9 protein-coding genes are annotated in these 15,838 nt (G+C 46.0%); all 9 read right to left on the bottom strand.

The genetic code is table 11. The annotated features are described in order from the left end of the window. Window positions 1-9: 9 nt before the first annotated feature. Window positions 10-1,452: a sialate O-acetylesterase gene (locus ACYPWY_RS01050; protein WP_459683612.1), complete on the bottom strand. Its 1,443-nt coding sequence runs from the start codon at window positions 1,450-1,452 to the stop codon at window positions 10-12. A 38-nt stretch (window positions 1,453-1,490) separates the two neighbouring features. After that, the gene (locus ACYPWY_RS01045; RefSeq protein WP_459683460.1) at window positions 1,491-3,023 is read right to left on the bottom strand and encodes a family 43 glycosylhydrolase; all 1,533 of its coding nucleotides are present in this window, start codon (window positions 3,021-3,023) and stop codon (window positions 1,491-1,493) included. A gap of 201 nt (window positions 3,024-3,224) precedes the next feature. Further along, the gene (locus ACYPWY_RS01040) at window positions 3,225-5,498 is read right to left on the bottom strand and encodes a GH92 family glycosyl hydrolase (RefSeq protein ID WP_459683458.1); all 2,274 of its coding nucleotides are present in this window, start codon (window positions 5,496-5,498) and stop codon (window positions 3,225-3,227) included. Window positions 5,499-5,561: 63 nt separating this feature from the next. Then, complete coding sequence (locus ACYPWY_RS01035; RefSeq protein WP_459683457.1) at window positions 5,562-6,224, bottom strand: SGNH/GDSL hydrolase family protein; 663 nt, start codon at window positions 6,222-6,224, stop codon at window positions 5,562-5,564. 30 nt (window positions 6,225-6,254) lie between these two features. Continuing rightward, window positions 6,255-8,507, bottom strand: coding sequence for a GH92 family glycosyl hydrolase (locus ACYPWY_RS01030; protein ID WP_459683455.1), 2,253 nt, complete (start codon window positions 8,505-8,507; stop codon window positions 6,255-6,257). Between the two features lie 80 nt (window positions 8,508-8,587). After that, window positions 8,588-9,733 carry a glycoside hydrolase family 130 protein gene (locus ACYPWY_RS01025; protein ID WP_459683454.1) on the bottom strand — a complete coding sequence of 382 codons (1,146 nt, stop codon included), beginning with the start codon at window positions 9,731-9,733 and terminating at the stop codon, window positions 8,588-8,590. Window positions 9,734-9,743: 10 nt separating this feature from the next. After that, entirely contained in the window at window positions 9,744-11,687 is a 1,944-nt protein-coding gene (locus tag ACYPWY_RS01020; protein ID WP_459683453.1) for a heparinase II/III domain-containing protein, read from the bottom strand. 24 nt (window positions 11,688-11,711) lie between these two features. Next, window positions 11,712-13,469, bottom strand: a complete 1,758-nt coding sequence (locus ACYPWY_RS01015) for a hypothetical protein (protein WP_459683452.1) — start codon at window positions 13,467-13,469, stop codon at window positions 11,712-11,714. Window positions 13,470-13,499: 30 nt separating this feature from the next. Beyond that, on the bottom strand, window positions 13,500-15,770 hold the full coding sequence (locus ACYPWY_RS01010; RefSeq protein ID WP_459683450.1) for a glycosyl hydrolase family 95 catalytic domain-containing protein: 2,271 nt from the start codon (window positions 15,768-15,770) through the stop codon (window positions 13,500-13,502). Window positions 15,771-15,838 lie beyond the last annotated feature (68 nt).

Here is a 15,838-nt window from a genome sequence, read left to right as displayed (position 1 = left end):
TATTACAAATTACCATTTATCCGTGCGGAAGGGCGCTACCGGAATACCGCTTGCGCCAAATATACTTGCCTCAGCATAATTTTTGTAGGCATACCTCGCTGCCACCGGATTCGGAACATCGGGGCTGGAGACAGCCAAGCGAGCTGTTTTGGTTTCAATTTCGGCTTTTGCCGGGTGGAATACTTTATCGTCTCCAGCTATTTCGAAGCCCTTCAGGTCTGTCCACATCGGATTAATACCTCTTTGTGCATTATCGAAGTTGATGTATATTTTGCCTTCCGCTTTTTCCATCGACTTGTAAGTAGGAGGTGCATAGTCGAAGCCTTTAATGCCATAGGTATTCCCCAATGCCCAATAAGCCAGCCTTTTCCCCACCGCTTCTTTATTAACGGGATGAATACCGCCAAGGTCGCCCACATCCTGCGTTGTTACCATGCCCGAATTGGGAATATCTTTCATGTTTTGCTCCTGTGCTTCGCGGAACCGGGCGCCGGAAGTTTTATCAGCTCCATCGTAATTGTAAGGCGCAATCTGCACAAAATAGAACGGAAATTCACCCACATTCCACCTCGAGCGCAGGTCTTTTACAAAAGCAGGCGTCAAACCTTCATACAATTCGGGGCTTGTCCGGTTGCTTTCGCCCTGATACCACAAAAATCCCTTGATGGCAAAATTGGTTAGCGGGGCAATTTTGGCATTATACAATACACAAGGTGTTGCAGTCGGATTTTTCACTTCTTCGGCATTATCCAATATCGACAGATCGACTTCCTTGAATGGTTCTATTGATTCCCTGCTCATCCATGCCTCAACCTTTGAACCGCCCCAGGTGGAAATAACCAAACCTACGGGCACATCCAAGGCTTCCTGTATGTAACGGGCAAAATGATAGCCTGCCGCGCTTGTATTGGCCACATTCTCGGGCGAATTGATCATCCAGCGGCCTTTGCAATCGGCTTGTGGCTTTTTGTCGAATTGACGAACCCATTTGCCATCCTCCGAATCGGTTGTAAACATGCGGATGGGGGTCTTCGGATTGGCTTTCGCTATCACATCTATCGAACCTTGCACCGGTTGGCGGTCGAAACCTTTTACAGGCATTTCCATGTTCGATTGTCCCGAGCAAAACCAAACTTCGCCAATCAATATATTAGTCAACTGCAATTTTTCGCCATCGCTGAAACTTATTGTGTACGGGCCACCTGCCGCAGTGGTTGGTATCAAAGCCAGCCATTTGCCATCGCTGTCGGATTTTGCCGAATATACTTTTTTGTTCCACGATGGGATGATGGTTACTGCCGCATTGGGCTTTGCTTCTCCCCAAAGTTTTACAACTGTTTGTTGCTGTAAAACCATATTATCGCCCAAAATGCTGGGTAACTTAATCTTTGCCTCAACAGCCGATACGGATAACACCAGGCATATTGATGCGAATGCTTTTATTAAATTCATTTTTTTCATGGTTGTAATATTTTGTTATTATTTTGTTGTTATTCATGTTTAAATACGTTAACGAACTTATATTCTGCCGAACCACCGCTAACCATCATACCAACATGGATTGTTCCACCCCATTGCGGAATAAACGAAACATCTACATTTTCGTCCAAACAACTGTTCCATGTCTTGTAATCGGTTGTCCAAAGAAAACGGAACAAACGCCCGGCTTTTGCTTCTGCCCGCAAGTTTATTATTGGGCAGTTGTTAGCCTGTTGCTGGAATAAAATTGTTTTTTCGGCTTGTTTCACACGGTATATTATCAGTATATCTTTTTCGATGCCAAAAGATATATAATTATCCTTATTTCCGTAGATGCACAACCCTGTAAAGTTATTTTGATCGCGGAATACCGCAACCGAAACTGTATAACTTCCATTTTGGGGGCGTGTACCAACAAATGCAAGTTCTTTCCCTTTTTCCGGTGTAAGCGTAGTCTTCGAAGCATCGAAAGATAAATTGGGGCGCCCCAATTTCACGTCCCATTGTAGTGTACTTTGTTTACCAATAAGTGGAAGAAATGGGAGGATATTCGAGTTTTTTTGAACAGCTCCTTTATACGGCATCTCCGCCTGAGCCGAAGGGTTTTTCCCATAACGAAAATAGGGCCAGCCGAGTTGCTCGTCCCAGCGCAGTTCGTCCAATAATCCTTGCCGCCCTACAAATTCAAAGTCGTAGGCGTTGTAGGCATGGTAGAGGTAAAAATACCGTCCGTCCGGCGTTTGAACCGGCGTTCCATGACCCGAGCATTTCCATAATCCGCCGCCTTCGAGTATGGGCCTGGGGTATTGTTCCCAGTCGCCGCTTTTCAGGTCGCGCGAACGGGCAACGCGCACGCGGTAGTTGCACCTGTTGTCGCAGCAGCCCCCAACGGAATAGAGCAGGTAATAATAGTCCTTGTGTTTTACGATGCTTTGACCCTCATCACCTTCGCCTTTCCAGCCTTTATCGTGGCGGGTGAGACTAAAATGCTCGCCAACCAGCGACAAGCCATCTTTGCTTAGTTCCGAAGCCAGAATTTCTATCGGGCGACTGTCGTCCAGTCCGTAGGCTTTCCAACTGATGTAGCATTTGCCGTCGTCATCCTTAAACACAAAAGCGTCAATCGCTTCTTTGCCCCACTCAATAATAATTCCGTGGTCTTGAAAGCCTGCCTTCATGTCTTTTGTTGAAGCTACGCCGATGCAGGACACATTATCGCCTTTTCGTTTGGCCGTGTAATAAACATAATACGTGCCGTTGTTGTAGAACAATTCGGGCGCCCAACACGAGCCTGCCACCCAGGAGGGCAGTTCATCGAAAACATGTCCGATGAAGGTCCAATTGACCAAATCGGTGGAATGGTATAAGGGATAGGCCGGAACATAATCGGAGGAGGTGCCTGCGGCATAATAATCGTAGCCCACCCTGATAACCGAGGGGTCGGGAAAATCTCCCGCTATAACCGGGTTCCGGTAGGTCTGTTCTACATTTTGAGCGCATACTGCCGAGGCGAGAAATAGAAATACAATCAGGTTTTTAAGCATACAGGTATTCGTTAAGCATCGTGTAGGAACTGTCTCAAAAGAACGCTAATTACGCTAATTACACAAATTTACGCAAATAAACTACTATATCTTTTCTTATTTAATTGAATTTCAACAATAAATAAATTGCGATAATTCGCGTAATCTGCGCAATTTGCGTTCAAAAAGACTTTCGAGACAGCTTCATCAGCCAAGTTAAAACTATTTTAAAGGTTCTGCCGAAGGTGGAACATCCGCCAAAGCCGATCCCCAGCTTTTATTTGCTTTATTGCCCATCACAAGTACCAGTTTTCCGCCGTTTTCAATATCAGTCTGGCTAAACCAGGGTTTGTTCCATTCTTTGCCATTGAGTGTTGCGGACTGGATGTACTTATTTTCATCGGAACAATTTTGAGCTTCTATTTCAACTATCTTTCCACTGCTCAATGTCATTTTCACATTTTTGAACAGTGGGCTGCCAATATTATAAGTTGACGAACCGGGAGTTACCGGATAGAATCCCATGGACGAGAAAACAACAAATGCAGTCATACCGCCACCGTCTTCATCACCGGGAACGCCCATCAGGTCGTTTCTGTACCATTGTTTGAGCAAGGAGCGGATTCTTTTTTGCGTTTTCCAGGGTTCTCCGGCATAATTGTATAAATACGGGATGTGGAACGAGGGTTCGTTAGCCATTGAGAATTGGCCGACATTACCTGTTTGGTCGGGCAACTGTGCATAAAATGCCGATTTGCCTCTACCAAGCGGTTCGATGAATGTCTGGTCTAAGTTTTTCACAAAATTCTGAGGGCCTCCCATCAAATTCACTAAATCGGCAGGATTGTGAGGAACATCCCAGCGGTAAGTCCAACCGTTGTTTTCGTCGTAATAATTCCTTGCACCTTGTCCGCCCGAAAAACGGTAGTCGAATGGCGTGATAAAATTGCCATCCTTGCTTTTGGGGTGGAAGAAGCCTGTTTCGGCGTTATACAAATTCCGGTAGTTGTACGACCGTTTGAGGAAATACTGATAATCAGCTTCTTTACCCAGTTCTTTCGCTATTTGGGCAAGGCACCAATCGTCGTAGGCCGTACCTAAAGTTACAGCAACGGGCTGTCTTTTTTCGCCCGGATTTACTTCTGCAATGTATTCCGTTTCACCTTCTTTCAGGGCAGGATAATAGCCTTTTTCGTTATAAAATACATCCAGTTCGGTATTGGAAACACGTTTCCAAGGCAGTAAGGATTTTTCGGTCAAAGCGCCTTTGCAGGCATTGTATGCAGTTTCCAGATTGAAACCCCGCAAGCCTTTTGCATAAGCATCCCAAATTACGGCAACGGCATGATTGCCATTCATCCGGTGGCTATCGCCTGTTACTTCGGGGAAAGTCGGCATCCAACCTTCGGGGGTTTGCTGTGCCATGCGGATGTACGAATTAATCATACTGCGTTCAATTTCGGCCTCAATCAATATACGAAGCGGATGAGTTGCGCGGTATGTATCCCAAATCCAGTCGTCGGTATAGAAAGGAATGCCTTCGTCATCGTGAACAGCATTGTCAACGCCGCTGTAATACCTGCCGTCTTCCGAAATATTAATCATCCGTTCGTAAGTCCGGTACAGCGAAGTATAAAAGACCACCTTATCGTTTTCGTTATCTCCTTCAACCTTAATTTTTCCCAAGGTTTCGTTCCATATATCCCGACCAACTCTGGCTACTTCGTCCACGCTGTATGTCTTAATTTCGCGGCTCAGGTTTTTCTTAGCCTGCTCGCTGCTGATAAAAGAAATACCGTAACGAAGGTTCACCGTGCTTTCGTTGAACGACAGCGCCAAAGCCTTCTTTCTTCCCTCAACGGACTTCTGCGTGTAATCGATGGTATTGTCATCCGATACAACTCCTACTTTGACAGGCGCTTGTTCTGTTTCCAGATACAAATACACCTGAGTAGGCCCTCTGTCAATAATCTGATAACCGGATACGCCATTCGCATCGTATTGAAGCGCTCCGTTGTGTGTATTCAGTATCAAGGTATTATCGCCTGTCTTTTCAAAAACAATGCTATACACCGCCGACTGATTGGAGGGTGCGAAATCAACGCTCACATTTTCTTCGTCCAAGTAAGTCGAATAACGGTAAGGCGTTATTTTTTCGTTGTCGTAGGTGTAGTATTTAACCGCCTCAACTTTGCCCGATGTACTGTTTATGGGGCTGATGTTGAAGGCCGAACTACCGCGGTGGCTGGTTACAATAACCGGCAATCCGGCCACCTGACCCGAAGTAAATTCCCTGCGTTCGGGATAAACGCGCAATATACTGTTCGGTAAATGCACGGTTGGATAAGTCGGCACCAGCATGTGGCTGATATTACCGATGTAAGGATTGACATAATCTACCGGACTTTTCTCGTCCGAACATTTTTTCCCATTGCACGAGGACAATAAAAATACGCTCGCAAACAAAGAGATAAACACTGACTTAGCTCTTTTCATATTCATTTCATTTTTAGCCCCCTCCAACCTCCCCCTCTGTTGGAGGGGGTTGAGGGGAGGTGATTATTTTATTACTTCCTTTATCACATTCGCCACTACCGTTCCGATGGCTTTCACGCCAACAGGCGCCAGATGTACGCCATCGCCACCTTCGTAGTATTCGGGGTGCGCGTTTGCTACCGTGAACAAATCATCTACAACAATACCCTGACCTTCAATGCATTCCAGCGCTATCATGTTGCGCGCCCTGATTCGGTCCATTGTCCGGTTCTGATTGAGGTCGTCTTTCTGAATAGGCGTTGACGACGCCCAGATAAGTTTGGCATTCGGCGCATTTTCGCGGATAATGTCCAGCATCTCGGGAAAACTTGCCCGGTACTCGTCTTCGGTGTATTTCCATCCGTGCAAGCCATTGTTGAAGTGGACTACATCGAAGGGCGTATTTTTCAGAATCAGCGCAATTTCCTGCAACAAGGCCGGATCGCCCAAGGACTTGGATGTTGCCAGTTGCGCCACATAAGCCACTCCTTTCAACTGCGATTCCACCTCTTTGTAATACGAGCGGGTAATCGAATTTCCAATCAACAGCGCCCGGGGTAAATCTTTTTTGTTGGTGTTGGATACCCAAACATCCAACCACTCTATATCTTCGCGGTGAATAGCGCTTTGCGAAAAAATATCGGCAGAGAACAATACTGCCAAAATAATTATCAATACCTTTTTCATATATTTCTGATTTTCTGTTTCTATTTCTAATTAATTATACGATTTGGGGCGACTGCTTTTCGCTTTTCCAAAATCGCGATTAGGCTTGTTACCCATCTTTATTTTCAGCAAACCTCCGTTCATTATGTCGGTGTGCGATATATAGGTGTTCGGACAGGCTTTTCCGTTCAGCTCAACCGACTGGATATAGATATTTTCGGCGCTATTGTTGACGGCTTCAACCGTGAATTTTTTCCCGTTATCAAGGTTAATTGTCGCTTTATCGAACAAGGGGCTACCCAGCACATAATCGCCCGAAGCGGTAAACACCGGATAGAATCCCAACGAAGAAAGCACATACCAGGCCGACATTTGTCCGCAATCTTCGTTGCCAATAATGCCATCCTTTTTGTCGGTATAAAATTCCTTCATGATGTAGCGGGCTTTTTCGGCGGCTTTCCATTGCTGTCCCACGTAGGCATACAGGTAAGCAATGTGGTGGCTCGGTTCGTTCCCGTGCGCATACTGCCCGATAATACCGGTCAGGTCAACCAATACAGTCGATTTATCACTTGGTTCGAGCGTAAAGAAAGTATCCAGGCGTTTGATAAAGGTTTCTTCCCCACCCAATAGTTCCACCAAGCCTTCAACATCCTGTGGGGCTAACCACAAATATTGCCAGGCATTTCCTTCGGCATAATCAAGCGCCCAGGGTTTTACCGAACTCAAGGGGTCAAAAACGGGATTCCAGTCTCCATTTTCCATCTTTCCGCGGATAAAACCTGTTTGTTTGTCGTAATACAACTTATAGTTTTCGGCGCGTTTCTTGAAGTATTGGTAATCGGCTTCCTTGCCCATCTTCTTGGCCATCTGAGCTATACAACCATGGCCGACACCATATTCGAGCGCCGTAGCCACCGGACGATTTTTCATCACATCCGAAGGAATGGCCTTGAAATCGCGGTCGTAATCCAATCCGCGAATGTCGCTCATCGCTGTGGTTTTCAGGGCATTGAATGCTCTCTCTGCATCAAAGCCCTTAATGCCTTTCATATAAGCCTCCGAAATAACCTCAAAACTGCTTATGCCCACCATTGTACCGGTATCATAGCCCATCAGGTGCCAAATAGGGAGTTTGCCGGTCTGGTCGAATATGGCAAGCATACTGTTCACAAAATCAGCCACTTTATCTCTGTTTGTGAGTGTATAAAGCGGATGTGCCGCACGGTAGGTATCCCACAAAGAAAAAACCGAGTAATTCTGAAAACCGGCAGCCTTGTAAACAGCGCTGTCCGCGCCGCAATAGTCGCCGTTATGGTCGTTAAACAAGGTAGGATGTATCATGGCATGGAACATGGAAGTGTAGAAAATCCGCTTCGTAGCTTCGTCTTTCGTCTCCACTTCTATTTTTGCCAGTTCTTTGTTCCATTTTTCAACGGCGGCGTTTTTCACTTTCTCAAAATCCCAATGCGGAACTTCTGCCGCTATATTTGCCAAGGCATTGCCGGTACTAACCGGCGAAAGTCCTACTTTAAACTGCAGATTCTTAGGCGCTTTTGCAAAGGAAATCAAGGCCTTTATTGCTTTTCCACTGCCTTCTTTGCCTCCTATCAACTTTGCCTCGTCATAAATGGCAAAATCGCTGAGCGGAACCGAAGATTTTAGTGCAAAGTACTCTTTCTGCCTTTTTGCCCATCCCGACGAAGCGCGGTAACCGACAATAGTGTATTCATCCACTTTCTGAATATAAGTGTCGGTTGACCGGTCGTTGAGGCCTTCCTTCAGGTCGATAATAACACGGGCGTTTTTTCCATTTTCGGGAAAAGTATAGCGATGAAAACCGACACGCTCCGAAGCGGTCAGCTCTACGCTGATGCCATAATCATCCAGCTTTACCTTGTAATAACCGGCCTTGGCGGTCTCGTTGGCATGATGATACAGCGACGAATAGCCGCTGAAACGCTCGGTTTCAATACCCTTATTCAGTTTCACATCGCCCATGTAAGGCATAATCAGCACATCGCCCAAGTCGCCGATTCCCGTACCGCTCAGGTGTAGATGGGAAAAACCGATTATCACGCTATCGCCGTAATGATAGCCCGAACACCAGTCCCAACCTTTAAAAAAATTGGACGGCCCCAGCTGTACTCCGCCAAAAGGCACACTGGCGCCAACAAAAACGTGCCCATGCGAATCCGAACCAATTAGCGGATCGACATAGCCGGTGTAGGATGCTTTCTCTTTCGCTATGCCATAGGCGGAGAAGCAAGCCAACAATAAGATAACAGAAATAATTTTTTTCATCAGTTCTCCTTTTTCACAACAGATTGATTGCATATAATATATTGATTGATTGTTTATTAAGCTATTTTTGCACACACACTTTATTTCTTCTTCGGGTCATAAATCGCCACTCCCACTTTGGAGTCGGCACAACCGTAATACAAATAATATTTCTTTTTAAAATAGACCAGCCCTTCGATAAAGACCGTTCCCTGCACATATTGTCCGCTTTTTTCAAAGTCCTCCTGCGGGAAAAAGAACGGTTTGTCTAACCGGTCAATTACTTTATAGGGGTCTTTTGCATCGAATAATAGTTGTCCGGCACAATAGGCTCCTTCCGGAAATTCGGCATCACCTGTTTCGTTGTGTTTTCCGTTCTTTCCGTTGTAAAGCAAAAGGATACCCTTATCGGTCAGCAATGCAGGCGGCCCACATTCCGAGAGCGAACTGTCGAAATAGCCCTTACGCGGGGCAGCCAAAACACGGAGGTTATTATTGTCGTCCAAAACGGGTTCCCAATTTATCAAATCGGAAGAGCTAGCCGCATAAACATGATGCTCGCCCCAATACATAAAGTAGTTGCCATTGACTTTTGTAATCACCAGCTTATCGTTTTTAAGCTCGGTGAGTATTGAACCCGATTTGCAAAATAAATCCTTGAAACGCCCATTGTATGCCTGCTGAAAAGCAGGGCCGTGTTTTTGCCAATGTATCAGGTCTTTGGATGTGGCAACGGCCAGACGAGCCGTTTTTCTGTTCCATGCAGTGTAGAACATAAGGTATGTTCCGTCCTCTGTTACGGCAACGCGCGGGTCTTCACATCCACCCGTCCATTCAATGTCCTTAGCTCCATCGTCTGCCGGAAAGAATACCGGAGCCGACCGGAATTTCATTTTCAAGCCATCCTTGCTTTCGGCGTATCCAATACGGGAAGTCCGCTGACCAATACCTTTCGCCGAGTTGTCTTCGGCTCTGTACAACACAACCAGTTTATTCCCTTTCAGCGTAGCAGCAGGATTAAAGGCGTCGCTTTCTTCCCATTTCACATTCTCCTGACGCATCGGGCAGAAAAACGTGGATGCTGTGTTTGGCTGTATCACCGGATTCACTCCGGCAGGGCGAACAAAAGGGCCTATCGCCCAATCGGGTAACGCGCCTTTAGTTCCATTGTCCTGTCCGAAGAGTGTACACACACATCCAAGAAAGAATAATGAAATGCTTAATCTATATATACGACTGTTATTCATTGGCTCTATTTTACAGGATATTCCATTCCGATGAAATCTTCATATTTTTATCCTTCGTCCTTATTATCAGCGGATAACAGGGTTGAACCGGTCTCTTCTCCGAACCGGTAATTGTTTTCATACTCGGATTTGTTGGCGGAATACCCGATGCCTCGCCGATAAACACCTCGAAGGGAGCCGCTGAATCGACCGTGAAATTTATCTTTGCCGTGCTTGTTTGCAGCATAAAAGATTTATTCAACACCGCTTTCTTTACGTCCTTTATCCGCTCATAAGCCTCCGATTCGTTGAGTGTAGCCGCTTGAAATGCGCCTTCAATTTTCGGAAGCTCAACAAACAAAAGCACATAATCGTAGGTATGAACCGAGTCGGAAGTACAGGTGAATTTGTCTTTTATCGTATTCCCGTTTAAGGATACCGACCGGCGCATTTCAACTCCCGGATAGGCTTTGGTGGTGAAAACTTCCATCGCTGTGGGTTCTGCATAAATCAGTTCGCCCGTTGTAGGTTTCTGGTCTTTAAAATCGACTGTTACCGTGTTGTGCGAAAGCGTTTTTCTGTACCATTTCAGGTAATCGGGTACGCCGTAAGCGCTGGTTCCCAAATCGGGAACTATCTCCGATTTGCCGTTGTGGACGGTTATCGACAACTTATCGGGATGCCCGTGTCCGCCACCCGAAGGGCCGTATTTTAATACCACCGAGTTTTTTCCGCTTCTCAAAACGCCAAATCCGGTTTGCCCCAAGATGTAGCTGTTCAAATCGAAATGCTCTCCCGAATTTTTTATATCGGTGTTTGTCAGCAGGGCTTCCGGTTCGAGCCTTTTTATTATGCCATAACAAGCTTGCAATGTTTTCAGGAACACCGGATTTTTGTAGCGGATATATCCTGTTTCGTACAGTTTTACATGATCCAGCAAGCTAACGCCATACCAGCCATCGTTGTGCGAAGGCAGCATCATATCGGGATAAATGCCGTATATGGGGCCAAGGAACATATTTTCGAGCTTCTCATCAAACAAATTGTAGCCCTTGCAACGAACAGCATCGGCAGTCAGCGCCATCGCCCTGAACGGGAAGAAGTGGTAATTCGGCGAATTTTCGCTCCACCAGCCATCGCGGTTTGTTTCGTTATTCATCATGCGTAGATAGCCGCGTTGAGGGTCTTCAATCGCTTTTTTGATAATGTAATCGTCATTCAGCGCAACACCCACAGCCGCCAGGCCGCTGTTGTTCCATACCTGCCAGTTACCGCCGCCGGGTCTTTCCAACAACAGGTTAGCTGCTTCGCGGAACAGTTGGGTTTCCAGTTTCTGAATTTCTTTCTTGCTCAAAGTCGATTTTATGGCTCCATAGGCGCGACAGGCATCGGTGAACCAAACGGCTTCGTCCAAGCTTTGGGCATACATTTTGGCGCTGTTTCTAAAATCGACATTCGTCATGCCTTTATCGTGCACTTTGTAGGCCGGATATTTGTCGGCATAGTCCAGCAACATGTCTTTGATGTATTTGGCATACTTTGCCTCGCCTGTTGCCAGATACAAATAGGCTGATGCGGTGAGGTAAGTTAAATTGCGGTTGTTTAACTCGGCAATCCAGGCCCAGTTATTCCGTTCGTCGCTGTAATATTTATCGCAAAAGCGGCAATAATGTTTCTCGGGGCTTTCCCAGTCGAAATCGAAATATACATTGTGCACGGGGCAAAAGAAACTGTGAATATGTCCCGCCTCGTGTGCAGGCGCCACCAGCGAATGTTTCCGGCGGTCGTCCACCTGAAACTTCAGGGAGTCGATGATGACTTTTCCCCAATCGGTTTTGGCCGATAACTTTATATTCTGTATATCTTCCGGCGAGAAGAAATAGGTATCATCTCCCTGCTTCGTATTCTGCGCATAGACCGGACTGAAAAAAATCAATAGCAATAAACTAACAATAACTTTATTTATACTTCTCATAAACAGCACTTTATTCTATTTTTATTAATTCAACAATAAATCCCAGTTTCCGCCATAATAGGCTTTGGAAAGTTGTTCGAGCAATTTTTTATCGCCTTTTCGCAGGAACAAGTCTTCTAAATCCTTGTACAGGTAATATTGCAGCCAATAGCCTTTGTGGTATTTTTCGCGAACAGAAGAAACCTGCTTCCACTTGGCATACCAAGAGGTATTCAGCTTATACTTTTCGGCCACACGAACAGCTTTCAACGCATTATCCTGTATATTGTCCGCCATTTTGGACATCAGACCGGTGAAATTTTCATACTCAAACTTCGAGACATCAATCAACTCGCAACGGTCGTCAATGCCCAAGGCTTTTAAGTCAATCGTGGTTTCAAACTTGAAGTCTCCATCCATGTCGTATTCTATGTAATCGAGGAAACCGTTGTTATCCTTATCGGTGTATTTAACGGTGGCGAAGTTCTTGGGGTTTCTGTCCAATCCCATCCACATTCTGTCCCAACCTTCGTAGTATTCGGTGTTCTGGTCTATCCGCCAGCATCCCCATTCGGCGCCATACAGGTGCAAACGCCCATCAAATTTGCTTACATACAATTTGCCTCCGCCGGAATTATCCATGTCCCATTCGCCACGGTCTCCGGTTGCATCCGATTGCTTGTTGTTGTCGATGCCACCGGCATTCCAACCCACTTTGAAGGGGTCTTTCGGGTCGTAAAATTCCACGCGTTCCCAGCGGTTATTGTCGTCATCTTCGTCGAACACAAAATTTACTCTGTTCCATTGGCCCCTGTTGAATATCAGGTTCCAAGCGTTATCGTGGTCGGCGTAAATAAGTTCGTCCAACTGCCTCCAGCGGGGATCCATGAAAAACTTGTCGGCTGCGGGCAAACCTCTCAGGTTCTTGATTTTATGCACCTGATCCATATAGCTGAAGCCTTTACCCTGAAATCCGAGCGTCATATCGAAATCGAACTCATTGCCGGGCGCATTGTCGTTGTCTATATCAATACCGATAGATACCCAGTCTATTTCACCTTCCAACTGGCGGTTGACATAGCTGTTTGAAGGCTGGGTTTTATCTTTCACTTCGGGAGAATCGACCAGGCGGATAGCCATTTCGGAAAGGCCATCACCGTCTTTGTCGTAAAACAAGAAAGGATTTTCCCAGTTCAGCCTCAAATCCTTCATGTCGTAGGTGGAAGTATGTATTTTGACAAAAGCCGATTGGCCGCTGTAATCGGGCAGGAAGTCGCAAATTCCCGATTTCGCCCAACTATCTATGTTCATATTGTTCCAATTGATGTAATTGAATATGCCGTCGTGGTCGGTATCGAATACCACCATGTAATGACCGTTGGGCCATACTTCGCCGGTTCTTTCCTTCGGATATTCCACAATGATTTGCAAATCAGCTTTTCCATCGTTATCGGTATCCACCCAATCCACAATAAAATCGCCCTGTCCGCCATATACGCCATCGCGGTTGCGGTCAATCAGGAGGCAATCGTTATCGGTATCTCCTTCCAAATCGTCCCAAGTCATGTCTCCATCGTCGTCAATCCAAAGAACAGGAATGCTGTCGCGGGTAATGGAGTAAATAGCATCCGGTTTGCCGTCGCCCGTGAGGTCAACCAGTTTTGGTTTGTACCCAATAGGTGGCGGTGGCAGCCTGTAAGCCGAAATTTTTAATCTGTTATTCCAATAATCAGTTGGATTCCTTTGAGCAAAAGAACAAACGCAGATCAGACAACTGATAAATAAAATGATACTTCTTTTCATTTGAATGTGATTATTACTTATATATTATTTCTACCTTAATTTCTGCTGGTCATTGAGCCCGAAAACTTTCCGGTTAAAATCCGACTGCACGGGCGAAATCGCAAAGTCTTTCAAGCCCGCATTGTCGTACAGTATAATTTCTTCTCCGGCTTTCAGGTCTATTTCATATACATTGTTCGATAGCTTTTTAATAGCATGTATTCTTTTCCCTTTCTGGCGGATGTCTCCTGCAAATCTGCACTCCAAAACACAGGGCTCTCCGGCATGGCTGTATATCCTGACAAATTGCGTAAGTCTATCCTTGCGAACAGCGCTTACATCAAATGCGCCTTCCGCCCGAAGATTATCGAACGCGAAATCGTTCCATGTTGTTGGAATGGCAGGGAACACCCTGATTTTGCCGCCCCAGCTCTGAAAAGCCATATCCAGCAGCGCACGCGCTCCCGACAAGGGCGTTTCGATAACCGGATTGGTTCCTTCGTGATAGAAAGTATTTGGCTGCATGGACTTTTCCATAAATTCGTTCAGGTAATTCAGCGCCGTATTGCCGTCTCCAATGGATGCATACAAGGATGCCGCGCCTGTCCGCGAATAGCCTTCGAGCGCGCCTTTAAGGCTTTGCCAGTAGTTTACCGACTTTTCTATCATCGCCGCCCCACCCTCTTGGTCGCGATTGACGACATACAGCGGGAAAGCCATCAGCAAATGCGAATAATGCCTGTGCGACTTATCGTAGGCAACATTCCGCCCTATCATCCAGCCTTTATAGGCATCTGCCGGAAAATCGACCAGCCTGTCGGCAATGTCTTTCCATTTATCCTTTAAGGGGTCGTTCGCTCCGAGTATCGAATCGGCTTCCAACAAGGTTTGGCAACCCCATTTCAGCAAACTTAAATCGAAGTTGCAATCGGCTGCGCTCCCATATTCGGGCGAATAGCTGGAGGGCAAATGGTATTTATTATCGTCTTCGACCCGCAAAAAGTGGATGTAATAATTTATCGACCGCTTCAATACCGGAAACAGTTTTTCGAGTATCGTTCTGTCCATCGAATGGCGGTATTCCAGCCAAACATTGTGGCAAGCCCATGTCAATAATCCCAATTCGGGGCCGTCTTTTACTCCACCGGCTTCTTTTACGGCAGAAACCAGATCGAATGCACTGGCACGCCCCAATCCGGCTGAATTGTGGCGATATTTTTCGGGAACATTATTGATAAGGTTGTCCACATTGGTAAAAACGGCATTCGACAAAGACGCCGACAAATCGGAATGATTGGAGGGGTAAGTCGTCCAATAAGTTAATTGGGCATTCAGGTTCCACCAAATATCCGGCCATATAGTCGGCGACATCCAGGGGCCGAGGTTATCTATCATTGCCCTGTCGGAACGGGTGGCGCAGGCCAGTTTATATAATTGTATCCAGTAAAAATTCTCTATTTTTTTATCGGGAAGGGATACGAAACTCCTTTTATAAAAATTATTCCACCAACTGCGATGCGATTTTTGCAAGGAGGATGCCGACTGTTTTTTTACCCGCGACAAAATATCCTGCGAAAGCTGCAAAGCGTTATCCTGCGGGTAAGTATGCGAACAGGCAACGTATAACTCCTGCGTTCTGTTCTTTTTCGTAACAGCCCAACTCACAGCCGTTTGACCGCCTTCCAGATACGAGAACAGAGCCGTTTTGTTTTGGCTGTCCACCACGGCGGGCGCATTTTCTACATATTCGGTTATTTGCTTCGATTTATCGCCCGATGCTTTGAGCTTATCGTAACGGGGCGAATTGGGGGAGCCGGACACCCATTCCCATGCTACTTCTTCAGCTGCCGAGGCGGTGGCTTCTACAATCATTGCCATTTCGGCGGTATGGATGTATGCTTTGAATATTATTGCGCCTTTGTCGGTGGTTATTTCGCCCGTTGTTTCGGCGTTGTAGATGTCGGTACGCATGTTGCAGCCGATAATCTTTCCTTGGGGTTTCAGCAGAAAATGCCCCACAAAAAGACGTGGACGGCAGAATAATTCGGCTGCTCCTTGGCGGTGGTCGTGCACATCGCTCCTATCTACATTGAACCGGAAAGCATTTAGCGCTGGTTCGTACACCATGTAGCTACCCATCAGGCCATTGCCCATAAACGGGGCTTCCCAAAGTTTTTGCGGTAATTTATTCCAAACCAAATCGAAATCCGACATGTAAGTTTTCCAATCTACTTTCAGGTTGTCGGATCCGGCAAAGAGCTTGGCCGAAATCAGGACAAAAATGAAAGCGCTTAGAAATTTCGATGCGAATACTTTTCTCATGGTTATTAAATTTATTGCAAATAACGGACTGCACTATTAAAATATGCCTTAAAAAAGAATTAACAACG

This window comes from Viscerimonas tarda, from assembly GCF_054601255.1.
The sequence above is the reverse complement of the archived record's forward strand: the minus strand, read 5'-3'. Positions and strand labels throughout refer to the sequence as shown.

What these genes read in the sequence shown, in the direction of transcription:
- ACYPWY_RS01050 (WP_459683612.1), bottom strand. Translation starts at nt 1,452, where the DNA reads ATGAATTTAATAAAAGCATTCGCATCAATATGCCTGGTGTTATCCGTA.
- ACYPWY_RS01045 (WP_459683460.1), bottom strand. Translation starts at nt 3,023, where the DNA reads ATGCTTAAAAACCTGATTGTATTTCTATTTCTCGCCTCGGCAGTATGC.
- ACYPWY_RS01040 (WP_459683458.1), bottom strand. Translation starts at nt 5,498, where the DNA reads ATGAAAAGAGCTAAGTCAGTGTTTATCTCTTTGTTTGCGAGCGTATTT.
- ACYPWY_RS01035 (WP_459683457.1), bottom strand. Translation starts at nt 6,224, where the DNA reads ATGAAAAAGGTATTGATAATTATTTTGGCAGTATTGTTCTCTGCCGAT.
- ACYPWY_RS01030 (WP_459683455.1), bottom strand. Translation starts at nt 8,507, where the DNA reads ATGAAAAAAATTATTTCTGTTATCTTATTGTTGGCTTGCTTCTCCGCC.
- ACYPWY_RS01025 (WP_459683454.1), bottom strand. Translation starts at nt 9,733, where the DNA reads ATGAATAACAGTCGTATATATAGATTAAGCATTTCATTATTCTTTCTT.
- ACYPWY_RS01020 (WP_459683453.1), bottom strand. Translation starts at nt 11,687, where the DNA reads ATGAGAAGTATAAATAAAGTTATTGTTAGTTTATTGCTATTGATTTTT.
- ACYPWY_RS01015 (WP_459683452.1), bottom strand. Translation starts at nt 13,469, where the DNA reads ATGAAAAGAAGTATCATTTTATTTATCAGTTGTCTGATCTGCGTTTGT.
- ACYPWY_RS01010 (WP_459683450.1), bottom strand. Translation starts at nt 15,770, where the DNA reads ATGAGAAAAGTATTCGCATCGAAATTTCTAAGCGCTTTCATTTTTGTC.